This is a genomic window from Paenibacillus sinopodophylli, from assembly GCF_005930355.1.
Taxonomy (GTDB): domain Bacteria; phylum Bacillota; class Bacilli; order Paenibacillales; family Paenibacillaceae; genus Pristimantibacillus; species Pristimantibacillus sinopodophylli.
Genome location: NZ_VDBO01000002.1, coordinates 221,095 through 243,797, shown reverse-complemented (window position 1 = coordinate 243,797; position 22,703 = coordinate 221,095). Strand labels below are relative to the sequence as shown.

The window sequence follows — 22,703 nt, the reverse complement described above, 5'->3', positions numbered from 1 at the left end:
TTTTCGGAGTAAAGGTTTCAAACGGACCCAGCAAGGTTAATGTTTCATTATAATGAACGCAGCCTATACCAACAAAACTTATCGGACAGGGGGAAATTAAATTGAAAAGCCATAATGAATGTATTGCCATGCTGTTAGCCGGTGGCGAAGGACGACGCTTGTCACCACTGACAAGCCAAGCCGCAAAGCCGATTATCCCTTTCGGTGATCGCTTTCGCATGATTGATTTTCCACTGATTAACTGTGCTAATTCAAATATTGGGACGATAGGCGTACTGACGCAGTATTGTGCCGATAGTGTCCATAAATATGTATTGAACGACCACCACGGGCTTCAAGAGTCATCGGCCGCGAGCGGCGTTACGGTATTGCCTTCTTCGCGTAAACGAGCTGACGGTTACGCAGGGACAGCCGATGCCATATACCAAAATATCGATTATATCGACCAGTACAGCCCCGAGCATGTACTTATTCTCTCAGGTGACCATATTTACGAAATGGACTATAAGCCAATGCTGGAGTTTCATAAAAACCGCAGCGCGGCGGTAACCATAGCAGTCAAGCAGGTCCCTTGGCGAGAAGCAAGCCGTTTCGGAATTATTCATACGGACGACAACTTCAAGGTTCATTCGTTCCATGAGAAGCCAGCTAAGCCAACCAGCAATCTAGCTTCGATGGGTATCTATTTATTCCGCTGGGCAGATCTGAGAGCATACATGCTTGAGGATGCTGCAAATCCGAATTCCAGCCATGATTTCGGCAAGGATGTTATCCCTGCAATACTTGCTTCCAAAGCAAGCATGTTAGCCTACCCATATGAAGGCTACTGGCGTGATGTTGGCACGATAGACAGCCTGTGGGAAGCCAATATGGATTTGCTCGATGGCGAGTTCAAGCTTAACAAGCAGCAGTCGCAGCGCTTTACAACGGGGAGCCTTGAGAAGCCTTATCTGAGTCCAGAAGCTACGATTACCGACTCACTGCTGCATCCGGCCTGCGCCATTGAATCGGATGTAACGCGGTCCGTTATTTGCAACGGCGTTTCCATCGGAGCGAACAGCGAAATTTACGAAAGCATCATTATGCCTGGCGCTCGAATCGGACGCAACGTGACCATCCATCGTGCCATTATTGGTGAAGGAGCAATCATTCATGATGATGCCTTCATCGGGCAATTGAATGATGATATATCTGTTGTCGGGCCAGGGGAAGCCATTACCGCATCGACCTCAGCCATGAAGGGCTACAATCTGGAGCCGCTGGCCAGCTTACTGAACGAGGTACCTGGACGGATACACAGCAACATGCTTGGCTAGGCCAAAATCGCTATCAAATAAGGCAAACTGCAGGAGCCAATGCTCCACGCTGTTTGCCTTATTTTCTGATTATTCTGACTTTTAATGCGAACATCCGCCATCAGCCTAACCGATGCAGCTTATCGTTAATTGATAGATTGAAGCTCCTTGGATACTGCAGCTTCGGTTTCTCCTGCTTCAACCGTTTCTATTGCGCTTGCCGCTTCTTCGCTTCCGCTTGCTATAATTTCTTCGGTTTCTGCATTAGCTTCGGTTTCTTCGGTTCCTTTATTCCGGCTTCTCACACTGCTTACAACGCCGCTTGCCGCCTGCTTCGTTCTACCCGCAATTTGGATCGCTTGCCCGCCGATTTGCTTAGCAATGCGCCCAGTCGTATCTCCCACTTGCCCAGCTACCTTAACCGTTGTCTCGCTTACCTTCTGCGCACCGTCCGAAATATCCTGACGCAGCTCCTTGCCTGGCTTCGGTGCCAATAGCAAAGCTGTAATTGAGCCCACCACACCTCCAGCTAATGCACCCAATAAAAATCCTTTTGTTTGTTTACGTGTTGACATTGTTTTCGCTCCTCTCATATATAGCACGCACTTCGTCTGCTGCATCTTGAATTAGGATTCCGATTCGGATACAGGATCATGCGCATTCCCTTGAGTCATTTCTTTCTTTCGGTTAGTTTGCCACAGCTGCCACGCTGTCATTCCTAGCTCTGCCCATTCAAGCGCTTCACCGACCTGGCGTTTTGTCTTATGATGATTCGCATGCTGCTCCACCGATTCTGATAATAGTGATGTAATTCGTTCAGCTGCCGATGTGGTGTTCGCAATAGCTCCGCCAATATGCCCTGCCGATTCAAAAAGCTTGCTGGCTGCCAGAAGCTGTCGATTCGCGGATCGAATCGTTTCCTCAGCAGGCTGGATAAGCCTGCTGAGCTCCGTACTCAGCTTATGCAAATCCAGCCGCATCGCTTCAGCTTCAATCTGTACCTGACCCAGCCTGTGCAAAGCCGTTCGCAAGGCCAGAAGTATGCCTGCTACTAGAAAAACAAACGCCCCTGCGGCAATCGCTGCACTCCATGTCATGATCATGACCGTATCCCTCCTCCACCATCAATAACCTGCCTGCGTAACTTGCTTCTAGACGAATGCCCACTTGCGTAATGACAGTATAAGCAGCATGGGCTTGTCCTGACACACATGATTGAAAAATCATCTGAGCACTAATAAACCTAAGCTGGAGCTGCGAATGCAAAAAGCCGCCCCTGCCAATCGTCTCCGATTAACAGGGGCGGCCCGTAACTGACCTATCGTTTATATCTAGCCAATATGATAGCTGCACTTGCCTCCGCCTTTGGCCAAACATTCCGTCCGTGCCACTGGGGCATCAAGAAGCGCTTCGAACAAGGACAGCTCACACGTACATGCTTGAACATATTTGCCTGCAACCTGCGCGATTGGACAATTATATTCATACAGCATATAGCTACCGTCACTTTGCGGCTCCACTTCAGCCATATATCCGCCAGCATTCTGAATGGCCGCGAGCTCGCTGACCTTGTCCGCTAAGCTCTTGCCAGCCATTCTTGTTTCGTAACGCAGCTGAAGCTTTTTCTTGCGTCCTTCGAACATCCGATCAATAAGCGCAGCGGTGTCCGGGTCATCCGCCAGCTCGTCAAGCAAGTCCAGCGCAAGCAGGTGATAATTTTTCGGAAAAAGCTCATCCGCCTCAGCCGTCAGCTCATACGCGTGTAGCGGTCTACCCATCGCTTGGCGAATGGAGACGATATGAACGCTCCCTTCACTCTCCAGCGCATACATATGACGTCTAATTGCCATTTCTGTTAACGAAAGCTCACTGGACAAATCGCCAGCATACATTCTGCCTTCCGTCTTCAGCAGCATCAATATGCGTTCACGTGTCGAATGGTCGCCTTGTGACGCCGCTCTTCCCCCAGCTGCACTTGCTGTTTTCATCCGCTTCAACCCTTCACCTCCCCCGCAAGCTTGATAGCGTCATTGTAACGTATTTTAACTTTTTCGTAAATCGGTCAAGGTGAAACGATTATCGTCGTCCTTGTGCGGCGCGGCGCGTTTCATTCCAAGAAATATAGAGAAGATATAGCCTAAGGATATACTTTCCTATCTTTCAAAAAAAGGCTGCAGCCTCAACTTGCGGCTGCAGCCTGCTTGCCTCCAAAACAGCTTAAACCGTTGTTACAATTCACGCTCCAAATATTCCTCCACCGCTTGCTTATATATCGGTAATATAGTTGACAATGTCCGCGAAAGCGGATGAAGCTCCGCTCTCTCCCACACATAATATTCTTGAACCAGCGGCTTGCGCAGCTTGACGAGCTCAATCAATGTGCTCTGCATATCTGCCGGGAAAGCACCCGCTTCTCCTGAAATTTCTATGATGTCTTCGTAGCTGCTCGCATCACGCAATATAAAGCCGTCAATCAGAAAGCTCCCTACATCGGTTACCGTCTCAACAGCCAAATGCAGTGCCCTCTCCTGAGCCAAGCCTTCAAGGAGCGTTCCCTGCCAATTCGCAGCAAGCATGTCCAGCGCAGCTGCAACCTCAACTATTGAATCCAACCGCACAGCAATTTGTTCCCGATTCACATAATACATCAATCAGTCGCCCGCTTTCAGCCTTGCTTCTTTTTTTTGGATTTACGTTTCAGCCATGCCACCATAATAACGCTGCTAAAGATAATGACCAGCAAATAGGTCATAATCTCATATACATCTCTCATATCGCTCATTTGTCGTTAACCTGCCCCTTAGCTTTCAAAATCAACGCTGACGGAAGCTTCACGAACCTGCGTCATATGCTCAATTACTTTTTTGTGAACAGGATGAACCTGATAGACCTCCAACGCTTCCAACGATTCAAATTTCGTAATAAGGGCAATATCGTACGAGCGCTCCGAATGTAGTACATCAATGCCTACCTCGATGGACTTCAGCACCTCGATCTTGCCTTCCATATCTCTTAGCACTTGTGCGGTACGAGCTACGCTTTCTTCGCTGCCGTCCTTTAATTTAAAGAAAACAATATGTGTTAGCATTTGTTGTTCCTCCTATGGTTTCATTGTATAAATTGCATCCGTTTGTCACATAATAACCTATGCAGTCGCATTACGGCAATCTTTAACACGAAGGAGATCGGTACGTTATGCGCTATCCGGTTACGATTGTTACTACTTTGATCGGTCTTGCCATTTGCTTGTTTAATTACACTGGCTACGACCCTCACAACTTCGTTTTCTTTATGTTCAGCATTCCTGCTTGGGTCGTGGATTTGTTTGTGGACATTCATGAGGTAAGCGTCATTCTCATGTATGTACTTACCGTAATTACTTGGGCACTGCTTGGCTTTATCGCAGACGTTCTCATTACAAGAGGCCGTCGAGAATCCGAGCAACAACCGCGTTCAGCAAAGTAACCTCAGATCGACAAAAAGGAGCCTTTCGGCTCCTTTCTCATTTTCACTCTAGTCGTTTACTCATTAAGCCGCTTCGACGACAAGCGTAGCTTCCATCGTCGTATGTCCTTGGCCGCATGGAATCGAGCAGTAGATGCGATAAGTGCCCGGCTCAGTGAACTCCAAATCCGTCTCCGGATGATCATTGTCCAATGCCACTTTAAGCTCATCAATATGCATACCGTGAATACCGCTTTTATTGGATAGCTTTAGTCTAACTTTGTCTCCAACCTTAACTTTGTACTCTTCTTGATCGAATACGAAATCATTGGATGCTACAACCTTGAGCAAGCTCATGCCCTCTGGCAATGAAGCAGACTCGTCAACCGGTTTAGCGGGCAGGGCGAATGTGAGCAAATATAAGCCCAGTAATGAAGCCGCTGTAAATAAAGTAAACATAACCCACTTATGCATTGCTATGTGCTCCCCTTTGCGTTCATAATGTCTACCTCTTATATTACATAAGATCGTCCGAAGTTCTCAACCTTAAACTTCAGAAAGCAGAAATTTTTTTTCGGTATTATGACAAAACAATGAACAATTAGTGAATTAACTGGACAAATACTGTTTTAATAATCGTTCAGATTCCGCTTTGACAAAGCCCCACAGCATAAAAAACTGATGATGGTAGCCTCTGCACACATATTGTGCATGCAAACCGTCTGCCTGCCGCCTCTCTTCGTACACCTTAATGCCTGTTTGACGAAATTCTCTTTTGATCACAGCAAGATCAAGCAGCACCCTATCCTGTATGCCTCGCATCATCGACTCATAGAAGCGCGGAAGCTTAATGGCAGACGTACCGATCACTCGTATATCATGATCCAAAATACGTATCACGATTCCAAGCAGTACGAAACGCTTCACTCGTTCAAGCTCCTCCTCGGTTTGTATAGGCGGACTTGCTGCCGTTCTAACTTTGCCGCGGCTTTCTTCCTCAAATGCGGCCATTGTAACCCCTCCATAATAAGAACATTTGTTCTTATTATAGCTATTGCTGTGGATTTCATGCAAGCGAATTTCGCTATGCCCACCATTTCCCTATTTTCGTGCTCAATCGCCTTGTCGACGCATGATTGAATGACCCTCAGCTCCTGCTTCCACGTGCGCGCCAAACCTCGCTCCAAAGCCAAATTCACTCCATAAGCATACATATGTGCTTACATCACATCAGCCAATCCGTCCCGCAATCTACCCTTATAAATACAAAAGGAACCATCGCTGTAACTCGCGTGATTCCTTCGATGCTTCCTATTCAGCTTTTCTTGCTTCTCTTGTAGTGTCGGAGTGCGTTTACCCATGGGGTTAATACCTTGCCAGCTTCCACGCAGCATATCCGGTGTCATGCGCCCCTGCTGGGCCAGCTTCTGCCTTGCTTTTTTTGCTTTACTTACAGACATTGTTATTGCCTCCTAATCGATTTGTTCCGAGCGTTCAAGCAGCCATGCTGATTCAGCATGCCCTTACTCTTACCTTCCAGTATACCTTGTAACCATCCGTTGCGAAAGAGTTATTATGGAAGCCACAAGCGCCTATAGTCTCTGCGAAGCATCGCGAAATGCAGAAGCTCAATGAACTGCCCAGCCTCAAACTCATATTCAATTAACTCCCTGTCCTGCTTAAAACCAAGCTTAGACAGCAAGCCGATAGAAGCTGCATTAACTACATCTACCTTCGCTTCAATACAATGCAGCTGCAGCGTGTCAAAACCAAATGCGATAATCGGTGCTGCAACTTCGCTCATAATACCGCGCCTCCAATAGGCCGGTACGAGATCATAACCAATTTCAGACCTCGCGTACTCCTTCACATAATGAAGGAAGCCGCATGTTCCGATCATTTTGCCAGTAGCCTTGTCCTCAATTAGCCAGCGAATTCCGATTTGCTGCTCAAAGATCTCATGATACCAATTCATTTCTTGCCTGGCTTCATTATGATCAAGAAACGGTTGCAGCAGTGTATACTTAATAACCTCCTGATCAGAATAAAGCTCATAGAGGTCTGTTATGTCGCGTTCCTCTGACTTGCGCAGTATAAACCGTTCTGTTTCCATTCGAGGGAAAAATTCAAATGAAAATAACGTCATCAACCAATCAGCTCCTCTCCCAAAGACATATAATCAAGTCTGCCAATCATAAACTTCTAAGATGAGCAGCGTGTGTAGAAGCAAATGACAGCATTTCCGCCCCTGAGAGGAGCACTACGATGACAGCTACTAATGAGAATCGACTGCAAGAAGCACGTTTCTTCAACGTCAACGATCCCAAGTCGGATCAATTTATTTATCCATTGCCTGAGACCTGGTGGAGCCGTCCTTATGAATACGAATGGTGCAGCGCGCTTGCGGCGCCTGAGGCAATTGTACTTGATGCAGCTTGCGGCATTTCACATCCGCTCAAATTTTTTCTAGGCGGAAAGTGCAAGCAAACGTTCGCTTGCGATTACGATGCTCGAATTAATTCCTGGGATACCATTGCCGGGGAAATTATCAACGATGTCGGGGCAGATTCACTCCAATCCATTCTCGACCACCAAGGTTGGTCCAAGGTCATCTATTCCCAGGCCAGCATTACTGCACTGCCTTACGAGAGTCAGTTTTTCGATACCGTTTTCTGTATATCCGTTCTTGAGCATCTAAGTCCCGCCGATCAAGAGCTAAGCCTGAAGGAATTCGCTAGAGTGGTGAAGCGGGGGGGCAGTGTCGCGTTGACATTCGATTACCCGACCGTCGATCTTGAGCATCTGAAGCGATCAGCAGATGCTGCCGGACTATCCTTTGCGAACCCCATCGAGTTGATTCCTCCAACGGATGCGCTCCATTCCGAAATATGGGGAACCTTGTATTGCTTCAGAGCGCTGCTAACCAAATCTTAGCCCATTCGAGCAAGCAGCCTATCCCTTACAACAAAGGAGGACAGTAGCAGCGTTACTGTCCTTTCTTGTTGTCCTCGTATATGGTCGTTCGGTTTCTTCCCGCTTCCTTCGATTGATAAAGTGCCTTATCCGCCATAGCAATGATTTCTTTGGCATCCTCAGCTTTCCCATCCGATCTTGATATGCCAATGGATATACATACATGACTGCCCGTTGGGCTCGCCTCGGCCGCAACAGCTTCCCGCAAGCGTTCGGCCATCTGCAAGGCGATTGGAATCGTCCCATACTTAACCAGAATGCCAAACTCCTCGCCTCCATAGCGGAAACAGAAATCCTGACCTCGGGAATACTGTCTTATTTTCGAAGCGGTGTAAAGTAATACTTCATCACCAGTTAGATGCCCATACCGATCATTAATACTTTTGAAATGGTCGATATCCAGCAAAATAAGCGCAAACGGAATATCGTCGGCAAGCCATTCCGTAATTGTCCAATCAAATGTTTTCCTGTTCGCAAGACCCGTCAATCCATCCATTCGGATTTCCTTGTTCAGCAAGCTGAAATGATTATTGATGCTCTGATTGAGCTGTCTGACCTCATAAATGTAAGAGTTTATTCGCGGCCTCTTATGACGATTCGGCTTGGGTGTAAGAATCGCTTCCTCTGAGAAAGCAGCGAGCTCAAACAGCGGCTTCGACAGCAAATATGAAACATACCAGGCAATTAGCAAAATAATAATGAATACAGGGATCGCACGAAAAATCAGTTTCCAGATGAACTGCTTGAGCGGTTCATCGATAATGGAAGCAGGCGTTTGCGCAATAATGGCCCAGCCCGTCAAGGGCTCATAGGCATACCCGGCAAAAAAATTTATTTCCTGGGAATTCATAATTTGCTGCGCGCCGCTTCTGCCCGATATGGCTTTATTAATGACCGCGTTCGTGGTTACCGTTTCATAAATTCTGGACTTATCTGGATGAAAAATAAGATGGCCGTTCTTGTCCGCAACATACACATACGAACCGTTTCCATAAAAGTGCTCACTGAGCAATTTATTTAGTGCATTATCATCGCTCAAATAGATGGTCCCAGCTACAAAACCTGTATATTCTCCGTTAGAGTCGAAAGTCGGCGATGAAATCATTACAAGCAAGCGTTTCGATGTCGGACCTAAGTAAGGCTGAGATATAAGCGGCTTCTGCTGCTGAACGGCTTGATAAGAAGCTAAGGAGTTTAACACCGTTCCGACAACAGGTAATTGATTGCGAGAGCTGACAGCCGTTACTACACGTTCATGATTCACGATTAGAATCGCATTGAAATAGTGCTCGCTCGCTTGGAACCAGATGTTCAAATCCTTTTGCGATATGGTTTGTTTAGCAGTAATTCCGGCAATGTCTTCGATATTGGTGTGCATAATTTGAAGCAGTTCACTCGTATTGGACGTAAGTTTTTTGGCATACTGATAATTGCTCTCCAAATAGCCGTTAGTCAAGGAAGTCCTATTCATTCCCCATGCAAAATAACCGCCTATTACGGCGGTTAAAAGAACAGATATGGTGACTAGGAATATTAATACGGATCGTAGCTTCAAGCCTTTTCTCGTACCCAAAGTTATTCCTTCTCTCGTTGCATTAGTACTGCTTCATTCTAACGCAAATGATTGAGAAAATAAATAAAAATCATACGCTTACAAAGATGCTGCATGTACAATCGCTTCGAGCAGGCCGGGAAATCGCAGGTTGAGATCGTCAGCTCGAAGTGTCAGGAAATGCTGAGTCCCTTGTTTTCGTACGTTCAATATACCTGCTTCCCTCAGGGTGCGTATATGATGAGTCATCGTCGATTTGACAACAGGGAAATCAAAATGACCGCAAGTCTGCTCCCCACTCTCTCTAATGTTCATGACCAATTTAAGACGAATGGGATCGCTGAGTGCATATAGCACAGAAGTCAGCTCGATATCCTCTAGATTCGGATGAAATAAGATTTTCACACTTCTTCACTCCTGTCCCATATTCATTGATTGCATTATAACATAACTCATGCTATATTTTCATCGTACGATAATTATCGTACAATAAAATTAAAAATAGAGATTATTCATCTTGGAGGTCATATGAGAAATACTGCTGCTATTGCTGCTCCACCCCTCAGCGCTGACGAAGAACGTCCCGCATTCAAAGATCGTCTTGTTATTCCTTTGCTCGGCTTAACTGTCATTATCGTCATTATGAACACCATGATGTTCAATTTGGCGCTGCCTCAAGTTACAGCTGAGTTCATGCTGTCAGCTTCCGCTGCTTCATGGATCATTACAGGCTATTCCATTATATTCGCCATTTCGTCCATTACGTTCAGCAGGTTGGCCGACTTCGTGCCGATACGGCTGCTGCTCACGATTGGTTTGCTCGCTATGGGAGGGGCGTCTATACTCGGTTTCTTCAGTCACCATTACGTGCTGCTCCTAGTTGCCAGGCTGCTGCAAGCATCCGGTGCCGGCTCCGTGCTTAGCTTAACGATCGTTCTCATTACAAGGTTCATCCCGTTATCCAGACGTGGAAAGTCCATGGCACTTATAACGTCTGCTGCATCTCTTGGTCTCGGACTCGGCCCTGTCATTGGCGGTGCGATCACGGAATACCTTGGCTGGAATGATTTGTTCATCGTGACCGGCATCTCCTTGCTGCTTATCCCGGTATTCCACCGACTGCTCCCAGAAGAAGCATCGAATAAAGGCTCCTTTGACGTATTGGGTGCAGCACTTGTCGGTATCGGTTCAACAGGTGTACTCTTGTACATTACGAATCACTTCATAGTGGCATTAATTGCCGGACTGGCTGCACTCGTCTTGTTCTGGGTTAGAATTAATCGAGCTGCGAACCCGTTTGTTCAGCCATCACTATTCCGCAACAAAAAGTATATACGGCTCATTACTTTGGGCATCATCTCTTATATCAACAATTTCGCAACGCTCTTCCTGCTGCCGCAGGTGCTCATCCATATGTTTAAGCTCTCACCAGGTCAAGCTGGTCTTATTATCTTTCCTGGAGCACTTATAGCCATGCTTTCATCGGGACGCGTCGGCAAAATCATCGACCGATTCGGCAACAGCATGCTATTGCGAATCGCGCCTCTTCCGTTACTGATAGCGGCCGTAGCATTTGCTTTGTTCGCAGACCAATCCATTTATGCCGTTATGGTCATCTATATCATCATGAGTGTCGGTTTCTCGGCTTTGAATTCCGGCGTCTCGAATGAGCTGTCACGGATATTGCCAGGTGAGCATGTCGGGGCAGGCATGGGGTTGTTCCAGCTGTCTCAATTCATAAGCGGTGCCTTTAGCGTAGCCATTAGCGGCATTGTACTGGCTGCCCAAAGCGAGCTCCCGCTGCAGCAGGCTTTCTCTAATATATTCTGGGGAATGGGCTTTATCGCCGCATTAGCCATTGTAGCATCGTGGCTGTATTACTTCTCAGCTAAGCAGCAGACCTAACTCCTCTACATTAGCTTCACAACGAATAGCAAAAAGCCCGAGCCGTCAATAGGATGGCTCGGGCTTTTTGCTGTTAATCACAATCTAGTAAACTATGAAGCTTCACCATTCAAATATCTGAAGAACGGTTTATCTACCCAGAATTGTGTAGGTGTTACGACTACGCTAGGATCAATAGCTTTGAAGCCGGCTACTACCTTTGCGGAATTCTCATTCAGTGAGAACGGGTTAACGGTGTACGGGCTGTCTGGATCCGTAATAAAGTTGTTTGTAATGATCTCATAATCCGCTAGCTCGGTTTGCGAGTAGTACAAAGGCTGCCACCATGAAGAAATAATTAGGCCCTCTTGACCGTCTTTATCTTTTTTGGCATATTTCAAAATAATATCTTGGAACTTCACTTTATCCGCTACTGTTGCAAATTCGAAATTCAAATCATATTCTTTGTCATAATTGATGTAGTTGCCGTTCTCGATTTGAACAACATTCGGTCCAGGTGTACCCCATTCAGCCAAGAAGATGAAAGCAGATGTCTTAGGCTCGAACTGTACCTTTGCATTCACGCCTTCGCTGCGTAGAAGTCCGATTAGCTGAATCGCATGATTGAAGTTCGAATGTCCATAAACCAGCGATAAGGAATCGATGAAATTAGCGTCGAAACGGGAATCCTTAATGTTGTAGCCTGTAATTAAGTCTTGCTTTAGCGCCGTATTCACAACATTTTGCAGCTTAGGTGCATTAATAATGTCAGACGTTTTATACGCATCGTTAAGCTTGGCATAAATATCACCGTCACTCGTGTAGCCCAAGTATTTCTTGTACAGGCCTTTCGTAATCAATACTTTGCCAAGCAGCGTGTTAATCAATTGTTCGCTGGCTGCGCTCTTCGGTCCTACATACAGGCTAGAAGTCACTAATCCCGTATCCACTGCTGCCGCTGTTTCTTGAGCGCCTTTCGTACCGAGGACGCTGCTTTTCACGCCTAGCTTAGCAAGTGCTTTGTCGACCTTTGCTGTCGGGTAAGTGTAAGCCAGTTCCTTGAAGCCTGCTGCTCGTACAGCAATCGCTACTGCAACAGAGCTCGTAAGCACCTGATCGCCTTGAATTGCAGGTCCAGATAGAATGCCTTTCTCGTAAAGAGCCGCTGCTGCTGAATAAAGCTCGCTGCCTGCCTGAACATCAGTGAATACTACCTCTTTGCCGGATGGCTTATAACCTAGAATGTCAGCTACCGCTGTGATGAATTGACCTTTTGTGACTTTGCCGCTTAGGCTGACGTCGAATTTCTCGTTCAAAAATTGCTTGTACTGCGCTGCTCCATCCTCTTGTACTGCAGCAGTACTAGCAGTCGCTGTTACAGCTACCGCAGGTGATGCAGCGAACGCGGTCGCTTGCGTAAGTAGAAGTGAAGACGATAAGAGGAATGATGCCAGCAATTTGGTGTAGTAAGCCTGTGTTTTTCTCATGAACATAACCTCCACTGTTAATTAATCCCGATAATTTCAATCGGATATATGTAATGTCACATAGTATATCAACTGAAAAACAAAAGTGTCAACAACTATATTTACATTTTGTTAAAATTCCGTGTAGAGCGTACTTTCGTCTGCTATGCTTTGTATATCTTCTGAGCTGATGCTTATATATTCATAGCCTTCCGCTTGCTGCTTCTTTAGCGCTTTTTCCTTAAAAAACTTAGGACTGCCTTCTCCGGCATCCTCATCGTATACGAGTAAAATGCCATCTGTCTTGCGGAACAACAGCTCGTCCCTTGCCGTAAATTGCCAGATGCCGTTATAAGGCTGATTGCTTACGGAGGCGTAATAATCTACTCCCTTTAGCACCTCGTGATAAAAAGCCTTTTTATCGTCCTTCCACTTCTCCTCTGGATTGCTGTAAGCAGAAATAATAGACAGTTTTAACTGCGGATATAATGCCTTCAAAGCAATGACGACCTCGCAAGCCCATAGATCGACCCCGTACTGTCCCGGTGTAATGACCCACTCCAGTCCGTCCTCTATAAGCGGCTCGAGCTTGCCCGTCAGTGCTTTTTTAATATATACGATTCCCTCATGCTTTTGGCTGAAAATATTAAGCTCATGAGCACGATAACCGGTAACGAGTAAATTTTTCATTTATTCAACGCCTTTTCGGATAATTAAGGTTTACATCTCTTAAGTGTATGCTATAGTAGAAAAAAAACAAACCAAATATCGACCTAATTCTTTCACTAGGGGAGCCTTATGGCTGAGACGGAGCACGAGCTTCGGACCCTCGGAACCTGATCTGGATCATTCCAGCGGAGGGAAGTGGAGCAGCAGCATTCGTTCATATGCGCAAGCCTTGTTGAACGTTGGACCCGCTCATTTCCCTTTGGAAATAGGCGGGTCTTTATGGTTTAGCGGGGGTTTTAGTTTATGACACGGTATAAAGCGCTAACGATTGCCGGCTCAGACAGCGGAGGCGGTGCAGGCATTCAAGCCGATATTAAAACGTTTCAGGAGCTGGGCGCATACGGCATGTCCGTTATTACAGCCATTACCGCTCAGAATACACTTGGCGTACAAGGTGTATATCCGATAGAAGCATCAGCTATTAGCAGGCAGCTTGACTCCATTGGTGAGGACTTAACACCCGATGCGCTCAAGACAGGCATGCTATTCAGCAGTGAAATCATTGAAATCGTAGCTGCAAAGATCAAGCAGTATGACTGGCATAACTTAATTATTGATCCGGTCATGATCGCCAAAGGCGGCTCCACTTTACTGCAGCAGGAAGCCATTCGGACATTCATCAAGCATCTGATCCCGCTTGCACTCGTAACGACGCCGAACATACCAGAAGCGGAACTCCTTGCCCAAATGCCGATTCGCTCTCTTAGCGATCGAGAGGAGGCCGCTCGTATCCTCTTTCAGATGGGCTCCCGCTATGTAGTCATCAAGGGCGGGCATGCTGCCCCAAGCGAGCGAATCGTTGATTTGCTCTTTGATGGCGAGCGCTATATGTACTTGGAGAGCAATCGTATCGATACCCGCCATACCCATGGCACCGGCTGTACCTTCTCCGCAGCAATCACCGCAGAGCTTGCGCAAGGGAAAGCGGTGTCCGAGGCGATACGAACGGCCAAAGCGTTCATTCAAGCAGCTATCGAGAATCAGCTTGGCATTGGCAGCGGACACGGTCCGACGAACCATTTTGCGTATCGCAACATACATGAAGGAACGAGCTATACCATTACATAACGGCATGAAAAACGGGTGCCTCTAGGAGACACCCGTCTTTCAATCAAATATGCGGTTAATTGGGCCGCTAAGAGATTCTGTATGAGATGCTAGCGAATGTTCAAGCAGCCTATATTTCAATTGCTCAGTATCATCCCCCGCTTGAAGTCGCTGCGGAACGGCACCGTGACTGGATAACGCAGATGCTATTGTAAACAGCAATACCGACATACATAATGCATTTCGTATCATGAATCGTTCACTCATTTCTTCAACCCATTTATTTCAAACCTTGTATTAAGTATAAACGATATCATTTCGTTTGGTATGGACTTTAGGCATGACCCGTTACTAGACCTTAGACGGGGTTTCCTTGCCAGCTTGCCTAGCGATTATCTATTTTTTCCGGGTATAAGTCATGGTTCATAAGCCGATGCTCGGCCATCTGCTCATATTTGGTGCCCGGCTGGCCCCAATTGCAGTAAGGATCGATAGAGATGCCGCCACGCGGCGTGAACTTCCCCCACACCTCGATATACCTTGGATTCATCAGCGCAATTAAGTCGTTCATAATAATGTTCATGCAATCCTCATGGAAATCACCGTGATTGCGGAAGCTGAACAGATAGAGCTTCAGCGACTTGCTCTCAACCATTCTCATATCGGGAATGTACGAAATATAAATCGTTGCAAAGTCTGGCTGACCCGTCATGGGACAGAGACTCGTAAATTCCGGACAATTGAACTTTACGAAATAGTCGCGATTTGGATGCTTGTTATCGAATGCCTCTAGAATGGATGGCGTATATTGAAACTCGTACTTCGTCCCTTGATTGCCGAGCAGCGTTACACCACTAAGCTCTTCCTTGCTTCTTCCTTCCATGTTCTTTCCACCTCTCTTTTCCTTGCTGTTAAACCCCTTTTTTGTTGCCCCATACCCAAGTATGCAGCTGTGGCAGCACATGCACCCGCTTCAGCTCCGAATTCGGCATCACTTGATCAATCAGCCATTCGTAACGCTCCACCAAATAGGGGAGCATGCGCGCCGGCTCCGCTTCCTGAAGCTGTCCGTTGCCCGCCTGCAAATAGAACGGAACATTCGGATAGCGCAGATGGACAAAGGTAGCGTACTCGAGATCCGTCTCGTCGAACACAACCGTCTTCAAGCAAAAACTTGTTTTACCTGCGACCAGCTTCTCAACAATGCCGTCAAGCACGTTCCAGTCCGTTGTCATGCCTGAGCTCGGAGGCTTAGGTGACAAAGTCAGCTCATCAACCGACCAGAACCAATTCTGCCACCGACTTCCCTGTGTCTCCAGCGCTACGCTGATCTGCTGCTGATGGAGGGCATCTATTAATTGCTCCAGCTGCGGCAGCAGCGCAGGGTTTCCTCCAGATATCGTTACATGCTCGAAGGTAGAACCGCCAGCATCCTTTAATTGCTCTATGATTTCATAAGCCGTCAGCATACGAATATCAGCCTTGGCGCTCCCATCCCAAGTAAAGGCCGAATCACACCAAGAGCAGCTGTAGTCACAGCCTGCTGTACGGACAAACATCGTTTTGCGTCCGATAACCATGCCTTCCCCTTGGACTGTCGGCCCGAACACCTCCAGAACAGGAATTCGCTTAACGTTCTGCATGCTGACCCGCCTTTCTCTTAGGTCGGTAAATACAATAGCTCGTTGGGGTTTCCCGCAAATAAACCTGAACGCATTGCGGCTTGTTAGCCGTGCCATCCAAATGTTGCTGTACGAGCTCTTGTATGGTACGTGCTACAACCTCCGTCGTTGGAAAAAAGTCGGCTGCAGTGTCGTTGAAGCTTTCTTTATCATCATTAAGCAACGTATGGTCAAACCGATCATGGATCAGCTTTTTGATCACCGCAAAATTCACCAGAAAACCTGTCGAATTAAGCTCATCTCCCGCGACTGTTACATTCGCATAATACGTATGACCATGAAGCTGCTGGCATTTGCCTGCTTCCTTCGCAGGGACGTAATGAGCAGCCGCGAAATGAAAATCCTTATTCAGCTCATAGCAATAGTCGTGAAGGACTGCTGGATATATTTGCTGAAGCATCATCGCTTCGCTCCTTGTAGGCGCATAGACAAATAATCATCGAGCCCTTTCTTGCGAAGCTCGCATGCTGGACAAGCACCGCAGCCATCAGCTATGATGCCGTTATAGCAGGTCAATGTCCGCGTGCGTACGAATTCAAAGGCTCCCAGTGTATCCGAGAGTTCCCATGTCTGCGCCTTGTTAAGCCACATGAGCGGCGTATCAATGACAAACGGATAGTCCATCGACAGGTTCAGCGTCACATTAAGAGATTTCACGAATATGTCTCGGCAATCCGGGTAACCGCTGAAATCCGTTTCGCATACACCAGTCACAATATGCTTGGCACCAAGCTGCTTGGCAAGCACTGCAGCAAAGGTCAGAAACAGCATATTACGCCCGTCGACAAAAGTCGTTGGGAGTTCCCCTTCCTTCTGTTCGATCGCAATATCATCCCTAGTCAGAGCATTCGGGGCCAATTGGTTAAGCAAAGACATATCGAGGATATGATGCTTAATATTCAGCTCTTTGGCAATCTCTGCCGCGCAATCCAGCTCCAGCTTATGCCTCTGCCCATAATTAAACGTAACGGCTTCTACTTCCGAGAAACGCTCCATCGCCCAAAACAAGCAAGTGGTACTGTCTTGGCCGCCGCTGAATACGACGACCGCCTTTTCTTTTTTCATGCTGCATCTCCCTCTCTAATTTGAGAAGATTCGAGATCGCCTGAATTCCTTCATTGCTACCTAAAAAACCAAAGAAACGGCGCGAAGCGTTAAAATCCCGCTTCGCGCCGAACGCAAAAACGACGCTGTCACCTGACGGGACAATCGTTCTGCATAGTTTTTTATAGAGGGAGTTCGCGAACCTCTCCCGGCAGCATACCCATCATGCAGACATTGCTCCGGAGTTTCTTCTTCAGTTGGTTATTCTCCTGTACTATAGCACAGCTTCCATGCTCTGGATACAGTCATTATTTTACTGGGAAATACAAGGAGAAACGGCTATCGCCATCTTTTGGCGGCGCGGCGCGTTTCATTCCGAGAAATATATAATCACTCTGATTTGGACAACTCTTCAAGCTTCGTTAACGTTTGGAGCATATGATTAACCAGCCCTTCAATATCATCCATCTGCTCCTCATTAATTTTACGGCTGAATGCCAGCTCAATCACATTCGTATACATGGAATTCGGTGCGCCGTACACATAGCTGATCGTTTGCGTTGGCGGTGCATCTGGCTCCCAGATTCGCATCATGATCTGCTCAATTTGCTCGCATTGTTCGTCGATTTGATGAAGCTTCATAACGAAGCGCAAACGTAGGGAGCACGAAGGCGTCTCCCCTTTCCATTCCAATATTTCGGCTGCCAAATCCTTCAGCGACGAAGAAAGCTGCACCTCGGCCGATACGGCGCTACGCCCCGCCAGCCTGAATTGCAGCGCGAACTCCCGCGACATGACCGCCATCTCCATACGGTCAATCCGGTTTATAATATCAATCTTGCGATCCAGTGTGTCTAGATCGTAGAGCTGGTTCTCGAAGGCTACTTTCAGGTTATCGAATACAGTTGGATCAAACATCATTTTTCCTCTTTTCGGGCAGCAATAGGTTCATTGTTATTGTAGTTCATTTGTTTAGCAGAATCGACCCCGAGGAAATTTATTTCTACTCGTAATCTATGCCGGCTTGTATATTTGGAATATAATCACAAAAAGAAAGGTAGGTGCTTCCATTATAAAAATAGCATTTATTTTATTCAACGGTGTCACATTTTTGGACTTTGTCGGCTTTTATGACGTCATCACTAGGTTTAAATACTTCGAGGAAACCAAAAATTTCACTTGGGATATTTGCTCACTTCACGAAGAGGTTACCGATGAGCTTGGCATGACCATTAAAGCAGCCAAAGTGAAACCTGATCTTAGAGAGTACGATATCGTTTTCATTCCGGGGGCATGGGTACTAGAGCACTTCGTTATGATGACTCCTTTGTCAGCTGGATTAAGGATGCGAAGAATGCCAAATATTTGATTTCCGTTTGTACAGGCTCCTTGCTGCTTGGCGCAGCAGGTTTTCTCCATAACAAGAAAGCGACAACTCATCCATTCACCTACGATTTGCTAGAGCCCTATTGCCAAACGGTCATTCGTACAAGAATTGTAAGGGACGGCCATATCATTACTGGTGGCGGTGTTGCAACCTCAATCGATCTTGGACTTTATGTGCTTCGCTTATTTCTGAATGACAAAGATTTGGATAATATAAAAAAACAGATGGATTACCCCTATGAGACGACAGGCATATCCGAATTTTAGAATATGTCTTCCTAATAGAAGCCGGGCAAAAAGAGTACATTCTATGCGAACGTACTCTTTTTAATGAATAGCTTGATGACCAGCTCTACTCGAATTCTATTTCAAATACAACTGAAGCGGCCATAAGCCGAGTTCGCGCACACCCTCGGCAACTAAGCCGGCAATTCGAATGCCTCCTAGCTCCTGGAAATGCGTATCATCCTGCGCTCCGTCAGGGAAATGAATAAATTCACCAGGATAAGCCCACATGAACAGCGCCTTCGAGGGCTCATCGCCGAGCTCCTCATACAAGAATTTGCTCTTCGCTGCCAAATCAATGAGCGGCACATTGAGCTCGCCCGCAAGCTCCTTCATACCGAGCAAATAATCACCATGTGTATCGATTATGCGCCCTTCCTCGTCAAACTTGCGACGATGCATCGGCGTGATAAGCACCGGTATAGCCCCGCGTGCTCTTGCTTCCTGAATGTACACAGCCAGCATCTCCTTATAGCTCCCGAATGGCTCTGTCGCGCGCTCCGCATCCGGCTTTTCATCATTGTGTCCGAACTGTATCCACAAATAATCGCCTGACTTCATCTGCTCCAGTATCGCAGCCAGCCTCCCTTCATTAATAAAGCTTCTCGAGCTGCGCCCCGACGTCGCATGATTATCAATAGCTACATCTGTTTTGAAATAGAGAGGAAGCATCTGCCCCCAGCCTGCATATGGAAACGTATCCTGATCCGTCACGGTTGAATCACCTGCCAAAAAAATCGTTGTCGCTTGCCGAGCTTCATGAATCTGCAGCGCATTGATGCGTGGGGCGATACCAGAGAACGATAGTCGCAGACAGCCATCTGTAACTTTGACAGTGAAGCTGTGAACGGCATAGGCACCGGCTGCTGTAACAGCCTTGTTCAGAATCATGCGGCCTACGCCGTATTTCAACGTAGTAGAGGTCGGCGCAATCGCATCTCCGATTGTTGCTACCACGGTGTATAAGCCATTCGGCAAATCCACCCTGAACACCGCTTCGAACGGGATGCAGAAAGCTCCGCGCAAGCGATCCTGCTCATCCCGGTTCCGTGAGCTCACCTGCTCGCCTGACTCGAACCCGTAACCGGGAACCTCGTTATAGATCGTACATGGAAGTATTTGTATGTGAGGGAATGCAGGCGCGCTGCCGATCCCAAAATCAAATGTGAGTGAAATAGTCATGGGTGCACCATCCTGTCTGATTATTGTTCTCCTCTTAAGAATAACAAAACGAGCTCCTCCATTCGCCAAAATTTGCGTTACCCGTGGAATTCCGTATACTAATAGATAGGAATCATATAGGAGCTACTTACTAATTGAGGTGACACAAGTGGACGAGTTAAAACAAGCCTACGAAACGATGGGGCTACCAGAGCTCGCGGCCAAGGAGGAAGTGGAGAAGCGTTATACAACGCTTATGCGCAAAGACCGTTCCAGGACGCAGCAGCAGAAGGACAATGCAGAAAGCACGGACGATTCTTTTGCTAAGATTACACAAGCATACCGGCTCATATTAGAGCATGAGAACCGAAAGCTGACAGACGCATTCAACGAGCAGGAGTATGGAAAATACAAAAAAATGGCTGGACAGGCTCAGAAGATGGATCATTTCTGGCGCTACTACAAATTCCATACGTTTGGTGCCATCGCAGCAATCGCACTCATTATTTATGGGGTAATCAGCTTTATGAACTACCGTGAAGAGCAGGAGCGGCTCGCTAATCTGCCGCCGATTGATTTAAGCGTTTCATTCATGGGCAATTACATGCTGAGAGAGGATGCTCCCAAAGAAGAGCCGATAGAGAACGCACTTTTGACAGCGTTTCCCGAATGGAAAAGATTCGTAACCAACGTCACTCTCGTTCCCTCTGACCAGCAAGCACAATATGCCTACTTGCAGAAAGCAGTGCTCGTGCTAGCGACAGAGCATCCAGATGTTTATATTTTGGATAAGGGCATATTCGAATGGGTCGGCACGCAAGGTGTCCTCATCAATCTCGATGATGATGTGAACGGCGACTTCAAACCCCTTCTGAAGGACGGACTAGCGATGAAGCTGAAGACCGAAGACGATACTGAGGAGCATGTATACGGTATTGACATTAGCAACAGCGCACTCGTAGACCAAGTTCCGCTCTACAAAGAGAATATGATCATCGGCATTCGGGCCGACAGCAAAAATCCCGAAAATGCAAGAACCTTCATTAAAACCTATTTGGCTACGATCAAATAAATGATCAACGCAGGTCGGCCCGGACGCGGACATCATCCACATGATGAATATTACATCCGGGCTTTTACCTATTTGCAACCTAAGGAGCCGGTACATGATGGATACAAACGAAAAACGATTGAAATTGGAAATGACGGATATTTCAGGCTCCAGTTTTCATAAAGTGAATGCGGAAGCTTCTGTTTTTGATGACGTGAATCTCGCCCAAACGAAAATAACAAATGCCAACATGAGCCAAATGTCCATACATGACGCCAACCTGTCTAAGCTCAGCATTTCGAATGTTAATTTTTCAGAGTATGAAATTAAAAACGCCAATATGAGCCACGGGCTTATTGAGCATGTCCAGCTATTCGGTACTGAATTCCGCAATATTATGCTGCCTGATCCCAAAGATGCCCCTTCCGATGCTGATAGCGTCTATAAGCCGATCGTTTTCCAACAATCAGATTTGCGTGGTATACAATTCCATAACTGCAATCTGTCGCATGCCGATCTGCGAGATTGCGACATTACTGGACTGCGGATCAATGGGATCCTCATCGAAGACTTATTGAAATCGCAGCAATAATCATGTCGTGCGACTCCATATGTAAAGAAGCTGGCTCGGCAGGCAAAGCGCCTAATGAAATCAGCTTCTTTTTGTTTAGAAGTGAACGGTCAAGTGGCTGTACTTGCTTGCTTGCTTGCTTGCTTGCTTGCTTGCTTGCTCGCTCTAGCCCAAGTGCTTACGCACAATATGCTCGATATGCTGCAAATGCTGCTTCATCCGCTCCGCCGCAAGCTCACTATCTCTGCTTCTTATAGCTTCGAGGATCGCAAAGTGCTCCGAATAAAGACGCTCCGCAACTGCCGTACTCGCATATAGCTCCACCCGCCGAATATCATGGATTGCCGTTTCGATATGGTTCATAATCGACTCGAATAGTCTTACCATAATCGAGTTATGTGTTGCCTGCGCAAGTGTCAGATGGAATTGAAGATCAAGCCGCTCCCCTTCCTCCTCGTCACCAACGGTAAGCTTCATCTGCTCTACAAGCTTGTCAAGCTGGCTCAAATCAGCTTCTGTATGCTTCACCGCCGCAATAGCTGCATTCGATACTTCAAGCGACTCCCTAGCCTCCAGCAGCTCCAGCACAGTTTCCCGATTCATGCGCAGCGACTGCAGCTCCGGAAGCTCCATATCGACTGGTGCATCTCGAATAACCCGGCAGCCGCCGCCTTGGCGAATGTCAATGAGCCCCATCGCCTTTAAAGCGCTGAGCGCCTCGCGGGTTGTCGAGCGGCCGACGCCGAATTGCTCTGAAATTTCCTTCGTAGACGGCAGCTTGTCGCCAATTCGCAGATTACCTTGAATAATAAGCCGTTTGATTTGCTCGGTTATTTCCTCGTAATGGTTGCGCTTTGACAGCTTCTCTACATTTAATGACGACATAACCTGCAACCTCCTAAGAAGAACCACCTGAAGGTGTCTTTTCTATAAACACCCTCGTTTCAGCACACTCATTATGGTAATTGGGCTGCTGTAAGAGCACATTTGCGCTTACAGCCTCCGTTTTGAGTTTCGTATAACGACTATCGACGTCCTCTGAAGGCGCAGCGCGTTTCATCCCGAGACATATAGAGAAAGGATGGCAAAGCCATCTCCATTCCTATATTTCCTGCATAGACAACTAACGAATC

29 protein-coding genes and 2 riboswitches are annotated in these 22,703 nt (G+C 46.9%); of the genes, 8 read left to right on the top strand and 21 right to left on the bottom strand.

Going from position 1 to position 22,703, the window contains the following annotated elements; all coding sequences use genetic code 11:
• The first annotated feature begins 101 nt into the window (after positions 1-101).
• Positions 102-1,316 (top strand): sugar phosphate nucleotidyltransferase, encoded by a 1,215-nt coding sequence (locus FGT79_RS12960; RefSeq protein WP_246096412.1) that lies wholly within the window; start codon positions 102-104, stop codon positions 1,314-1,316.
• A gap of 125 nt (positions 1,317-1,441) precedes the next feature.
• Here FGT79_RS12960 and FGT79_RS12955 read toward each other — a convergent pair whose 3' ends face one another.
• From FGT79_RS12955 to FGT79_RS12935, 5 genes are all read right to left on the bottom strand, one after another.
• Positions 1,442-1,870: a YtxH domain-containing protein gene (locus FGT79_RS12955; protein ID WP_138753234.1), complete on the bottom strand. Its 429-nt coding sequence runs from the start codon at positions 1,868-1,870 to the stop codon at positions 1,442-1,444.
• Positions 1,871-1,921: 51 nt separating this feature from the next.
• Positions 1,922-2,398 (bottom strand): DUF948 domain-containing protein, encoded by a 477-nt coding sequence (locus FGT79_RS12950; protein ID WP_138753233.1) that lies wholly within the window; start codon positions 2,396-2,398, stop codon positions 1,922-1,924.
• A 228-nt stretch (positions 2,399-2,626) separates the two neighbouring features.
• On the bottom strand, positions 2,627-3,283 hold the full coding sequence (locus FGT79_RS12945) for a helix-turn-helix transcriptional regulator (protein WP_138753619.1): 657 nt from the start codon (positions 3,281-3,283) through the stop codon (positions 2,627-2,629).
• 240 nt (positions 3,284-3,523) lie between these two features.
• Entirely contained in the window at positions 3,524-3,943 is a 420-nt protein-coding gene (locus tag FGT79_RS12940) for a DUF86 domain-containing protein (protein WP_138753618.1), read from the bottom strand.
• Positions 3,944-4,095: 152 nt separating this feature from the next.
• Positions 4,096-4,383: a Dabb family protein gene (locus FGT79_RS12935; protein ID WP_138753232.1), complete on the bottom strand. Its 288-nt coding sequence runs from the start codon at positions 4,381-4,383 to the stop codon at positions 4,096-4,098.
• 107 nt (positions 4,384-4,490) lie between these two features.
• Here FGT79_RS12935 and FGT79_RS12930 point away from each other — a divergent pair, with 107 nt between their 5' ends.
• Positions 4,491-4,760 carry a hypothetical protein gene (locus FGT79_RS12930; protein WP_138753231.1) on the top strand — a complete coding sequence of 90 codons (270 nt, stop codon included), beginning with the start codon at positions 4,491-4,493 and terminating at the stop codon, positions 4,758-4,760.
• A 63-nt stretch (positions 4,761-4,823) separates the two neighbouring features.
• Here FGT79_RS12930 and FGT79_RS12925 read toward each other — a convergent pair whose 3' ends face one another.
• The 4 genes from FGT79_RS12925 to FGT79_RS12910 form a co-directional block, all read right to left on the bottom strand.
• Positions 4,824-5,213: a cupredoxin domain-containing protein gene (locus FGT79_RS12925; protein ID WP_138753230.1), complete on the bottom strand. Its 390-nt coding sequence runs from the start codon at positions 5,211-5,213 to the stop codon at positions 4,824-4,826.
• Positions 5,214-5,348: 135 nt separating this feature from the next.
• Positions 5,349-5,750 (bottom strand): YhjD family protein, encoded by a 402-nt coding sequence (locus FGT79_RS12920; RefSeq protein WP_138753229.1) that lies wholly within the window; start codon positions 5,748-5,750, stop codon positions 5,349-5,351.
• Positions 5,751-5,959: 209 nt separating this feature from the next.
• Positions 5,960-6,199, bottom strand: a complete 240-nt coding sequence (locus FGT79_RS12915) for a hypothetical protein (RefSeq protein ID WP_138753228.1) — start codon at positions 6,197-6,199, stop codon at positions 5,960-5,962.
• Positions 6,200-6,312: 113 nt separating this feature from the next.
• A complete protein-coding gene (locus tag FGT79_RS12910; RefSeq protein ID WP_246096441.1) occupies positions 6,313-6,885 on the bottom strand; it encodes a GNAT family N-acetyltransferase in 573 nt (190 codons plus the stop codon).
• A gap of 119 nt (positions 6,886-7,004) precedes the next feature.
• Here FGT79_RS12910 and FGT79_RS12905 point away from each other — a divergent pair, with 119 nt between their 5' ends.
• On the top strand, positions 7,005-7,673 hold the full coding sequence (locus FGT79_RS12905; RefSeq protein ID WP_138753226.1) for a class I SAM-dependent methyltransferase: 669 nt from the start codon (positions 7,005-7,007) through the stop codon (positions 7,671-7,673).
• Between the two features lie 52 nt (positions 7,674-7,725).
• Here FGT79_RS12905 and FGT79_RS12900 read toward each other — a convergent pair whose 3' ends face one another.
• Both FGT79_RS12900 and FGT79_RS12895 read right to left on the bottom strand, forming a co-directional pair.
• Positions 7,726-9,285: a sensor domain-containing diguanylate cyclase gene (locus FGT79_RS12900; protein WP_138753225.1), complete on the bottom strand. Its 1,560-nt coding sequence runs from the start codon at positions 9,283-9,285 to the stop codon at positions 7,726-7,728.
• A gap of 78 nt (positions 9,286-9,363) precedes the next feature.
• Positions 9,364-9,669, bottom strand: coding sequence for an ArsR/SmtB family transcription factor (locus tag FGT79_RS12895; RefSeq protein ID WP_138753224.1), 306 nt, complete (start codon positions 9,667-9,669; stop codon positions 9,364-9,366).
• Between the two features lie 123 nt (positions 9,670-9,792).
• Between FGT79_RS12895 and FGT79_RS12890 the strand changes: the two genes are divergently transcribed.
• Positions 9,793-11,169, top strand: coding sequence for an MFS transporter (locus tag FGT79_RS12890; protein ID WP_138753223.1), 1,377 nt, complete (start codon positions 9,793-9,795; stop codon positions 11,167-11,169).
• Between the two features lie 92 nt (positions 11,170-11,261).
• On the opposite strand, the gene FGT79_RS12885 is transcribed toward FGT79_RS12890, so the two are convergent.
• Together FGT79_RS12885 and FGT79_RS12880 are read right to left on the bottom strand one after the other, a co-directional pair.
• On the bottom strand, positions 11,262-12,635 hold the full coding sequence (locus FGT79_RS12885; protein ID WP_138753222.1) for a hypothetical protein: 1,374 nt from the start codon (positions 12,633-12,635) through the stop codon (positions 11,262-11,264).
• Between the two features lie 111 nt (positions 12,636-12,746).
• Positions 12,747-13,304: an SLOG family protein gene (locus FGT79_RS12880; RefSeq protein WP_138753221.1), complete on the bottom strand. Its 558-nt coding sequence runs from the start codon at positions 13,302-13,304 to the stop codon at positions 12,747-12,749.
• A gap of 87 nt (positions 13,305-13,391) precedes the next feature.
• Positions 13,392-13,494: riboswitch (TPP riboswitch) on the top strand.
• A gap of 92 nt (positions 13,495-13,586) precedes the next feature.
• On the opposite strand from FGT79_RS12880, the gene thiD reads away from it, so the two are divergent.
• Positions 13,587-14,411, top strand: coding sequence for a bifunctional hydroxymethylpyrimidine kinase/phosphomethylpyrimidine kinase (gene thiD / locus FGT79_RS12875; protein WP_138753220.1), 825 nt, complete (start codon positions 13,587-13,589; stop codon positions 14,409-14,411).
• 39 nt (positions 14,412-14,450) lie between these two features.
• On the opposite strand, the gene FGT79_RS12870 is transcribed toward thiD, so the two are convergent.
• The 6 genes from FGT79_RS12870 to FGT79_RS12845 form a co-directional block, all read right to left on the bottom strand.
• Positions 14,451-14,657: a hypothetical protein gene (locus FGT79_RS12870; RefSeq protein ID WP_138753219.1), complete on the bottom strand. Its 207-nt coding sequence runs from the start codon at positions 14,655-14,657 to the stop codon at positions 14,451-14,453.
• A gap of 118 nt (positions 14,658-14,775) precedes the next feature.
• A complete protein-coding gene (gene queF / locus FGT79_RS12865; RefSeq protein WP_138753218.1) occupies positions 14,776-15,273 on the bottom strand; it encodes a preQ(1) synthase in 498 nt (165 codons plus the stop codon).
• Positions 15,274-15,301: 28 nt separating this feature from the next.
• Complete coding sequence (queE, locus tag FGT79_RS12860) at positions 15,302-16,033, bottom strand: 7-carboxy-7-deazaguanine synthase QueE (RefSeq protein WP_138753217.1); 732 nt, start codon at positions 16,031-16,033, stop codon at positions 15,302-15,304.
• The gene (gene queD, locus FGT79_RS12855) at positions 16,020-16,472 is read right to left on the bottom strand and encodes a 6-carboxytetrahydropterin synthase QueD (RefSeq protein WP_138753617.1); all 453 of its coding nucleotides are present in this window, start codon (positions 16,470-16,472) and stop codon (positions 16,020-16,022) included. The genes queE and queD overlap by 14 nt, the downstream gene beginning before the upstream one ends.
• Positions 16,472-17,137: a 7-cyano-7-deazaguanine synthase QueC gene (queC, locus tag FGT79_RS12850; protein WP_138753216.1), complete on the bottom strand. Its 666-nt coding sequence runs from the start codon at positions 17,135-17,137 to the stop codon at positions 16,472-16,474. Before queC ends, queD begins: the two co-directional genes overlap by 1 nt.
• Before the next feature lie 147 nt (positions 17,138-17,284).
• Positions 17,285-17,328, bottom strand: a riboswitch (PreQ1 riboswitch).
• 178 nt (positions 17,329-17,506) lie between these two features.
• The gene (locus FGT79_RS12845) at positions 17,507-18,037 is read right to left on the bottom strand and encodes a hypothetical protein (RefSeq protein ID WP_342778485.1); all 531 of its coding nucleotides are present in this window, start codon (positions 18,035-18,037) and stop codon (positions 17,507-17,509) included.
• A 372-nt stretch (positions 18,038-18,409) separates the two neighbouring features.
• Here FGT79_RS12845 and FGT79_RS32395 point away from each other — a divergent pair, with 372 nt between their 5' ends.
• On the top strand, positions 18,410-18,769 hold the full coding sequence (locus FGT79_RS32395; protein ID WP_342778484.1) for a DJ-1/PfpI family protein: 360 nt from the start codon (positions 18,410-18,412) through the stop codon (positions 18,767-18,769).
• A gap of 96 nt (positions 18,770-18,865) precedes the next feature.
• Here the strand turns inward: FGT79_RS32395 and FGT79_RS12835 are convergent, their stop codons facing one another.
• Positions 18,866-19,969, bottom strand: a complete 1,104-nt coding sequence (locus FGT79_RS12835; protein WP_138753215.1) for a rhamnogalacturonan acetylesterase — start codon at positions 19,967-19,969, stop codon at positions 18,866-18,868.
• 148 nt (positions 19,970-20,117) lie between these two features.
• Here FGT79_RS12835 and FGT79_RS12830 point away from each other — a divergent pair, with 148 nt between their 5' ends.
• Together FGT79_RS12830 and FGT79_RS12825 are read left to right on the top strand one after the other, a co-directional pair.
• Positions 20,118-21,020 carry a J domain-containing protein gene (locus FGT79_RS12830; protein ID WP_138753214.1) on the top strand — a complete coding sequence of 301 codons (903 nt, stop codon included), beginning with the start codon at positions 20,118-20,120 and terminating at the stop codon, positions 21,018-21,020.
• 94 nt (positions 21,021-21,114) lie between these two features.
• Positions 21,115-21,591, top strand: coding sequence for a pentapeptide repeat-containing protein (locus FGT79_RS12825; RefSeq protein WP_246096410.1), 477 nt, complete (start codon positions 21,115-21,117; stop codon positions 21,589-21,591).
• 144 nt (positions 21,592-21,735) lie between these two features.
• Here the strand turns inward: FGT79_RS12825 and FGT79_RS12820 are convergent, their stop codons facing one another.
• Positions 21,736-22,455 (bottom strand): FadR/GntR family transcriptional regulator, encoded by a 720-nt coding sequence (locus FGT79_RS12820; RefSeq protein WP_138753213.1) that lies wholly within the window; start codon positions 22,453-22,455, stop codon positions 21,736-21,738.
• Between the last annotated feature and the right edge of the window lie 248 nt (positions 22,456-22,703).

Bases quoted from the DNA above. Each gene is read 5' to 3' on its own strand.
- FGT79_RS12955 (WP_138753234.1), bottom strand. From the start codon at position 1,870: ATGTCAACACGTAAACAAACAAAAGGATTTTTATTGGGTGCATTAGCT.
- FGT79_RS12950 (WP_138753233.1), bottom strand. From the start codon at position 2,398: ATGATCATGACATGGAGTGCAGCGATTGCCGCAGGGGCGTTTGTTTTT.
- FGT79_RS12945 (WP_138753619.1), bottom strand. From the start codon at position 3,283: ATGAAAACAGCAAGTGCAGCTGGGGGAAGAGCGGCGTCACAAGGCGAC.
- FGT79_RS12940 (WP_138753618.1), bottom strand. From the start codon at position 3,943: ATGTATTATGTGAATCGGGAACAAATTGCTGTGCGGTTGGATTCAATA.
- FGT79_RS12935 (WP_138753232.1), bottom strand. From the start codon at position 4,383: ATGCTAACACATATTGTTTTCTTTAAATTAAAGGACGGCAGCGAAGAA.
- FGT79_RS12930 (WP_138753231.1), top strand. From the start codon at position 4,491: ATGCGCTATCCGGTTACGATTGTTACTACTTTGATCGGTCTTGCCATT.
- FGT79_RS12925 (WP_138753230.1), bottom strand. From the start codon at position 5,213: ATGCATAAGTGGGTTATGTTTACTTTATTTACAGCGGCTTCATTACTG.
- FGT79_RS12920 (WP_138753229.1), bottom strand. From the start codon at position 5,750: ATGGCCGCATTTGAGGAAGAAAGCCGCGGCAAAGTTAGAACGGCAGCA.
- FGT79_RS12915 (WP_138753228.1), bottom strand. From the start codon at position 6,199: ATGTCTGTAAGTAAAGCAAAAAAAGCAAGGCAGAAGCTGGCCCAGCAG.
- FGT79_RS12910 (WP_246096441.1), bottom strand. From the start codon at position 6,885: ATGACGTTATTTTCATTTGAATTTTTCCCTCGAATGGAAACAGAACGG.
- FGT79_RS12905 (WP_138753226.1), top strand. From the start codon at position 7,005: ATGACAGCTACTAATGAGAATCGACTGCAAGAAGCACGTTTCTTCAAC.
- FGT79_RS12890 (WP_138753223.1), top strand. From the start codon at position 9,793: ATGAGAAATACTGCTGCTATTGCTGCTCCACCCCTCAGCGCTGACGAA.
- FGT79_RS12885 (WP_138753222.1), bottom strand. From the start codon at position 12,635: ATGAGAAAAACACAGGCTTACTACACCAAATTGCTGGCATCATTCCTC.
- FGT79_RS12880 (WP_138753221.1), bottom strand. From the start codon at position 13,304: ATGAAAAATTTACTCGTTACCGGTTATCGTGCTCATGAGCTTAATATT.
- thiD (WP_138753220.1), top strand. From the start codon at position 13,587: ATGACACGGTATAAAGCGCTAACGATTGCCGGCTCAGACAGCGGAGGC.
- FGT79_RS12870 (WP_138753219.1), bottom strand. From the start codon at position 14,657: ATGAGTGAACGATTCATGATACGAAATGCATTATGTATGTCGGTATTG.
- queF (WP_138753218.1), bottom strand. From the start codon at position 15,273: ATGGAAGGAAGAAGCAAGGAAGAGCTTAGTGGTGTAACGCTGCTCGGC.
- queE (WP_138753217.1), bottom strand. From the start codon at position 16,033: ATGCAGAACGTTAAGCGAATTCCTGTTCTGGAGGTGTTCGGGCCGACA.
- queD (WP_138753617.1), bottom strand. From the start codon at position 16,472: ATGCTTCAGCAAATATATCCAGCAGTCCTTCACGACTATTGCTATGAG.
- queC (WP_138753216.1), bottom strand. From the start codon at position 17,137: ATGAAAAAAGAAAAGGCGGTCGTCGTATTCAGCGGCGGCCAAGACAGT.
- FGT79_RS12845 (WP_342778485.1), bottom strand. From the start codon at position 18,037: ATGATGTTTGATCCAACTGTATTCGATAACCTGAAAGTAGCCTTCGAG.
- FGT79_RS32395 (WP_342778484.1), top strand. From the start codon at position 18,410: ATGGGTACTAGAGCACTTCGTTATGATGACTCCTTTGTCAGCTGGATT.
- FGT79_RS12835 (WP_138753215.1), bottom strand. From the start codon at position 19,969: ATGACTATTTCACTCACATTTGATTTTGGGATCGGCAGCGCGCCTGCA.
- FGT79_RS12825 (WP_246096410.1), top strand. From the start codon at position 21,115: ATGATGGATACAAACGAAAAACGATTGAAATTGGAAATGACGGATATT.
- FGT79_RS12820 (WP_138753213.1), bottom strand. From the start codon at position 22,455: ATGTCGTCATTAAATGTAGAGAAGCTGTCAAAGCGCAACCATTACGAG.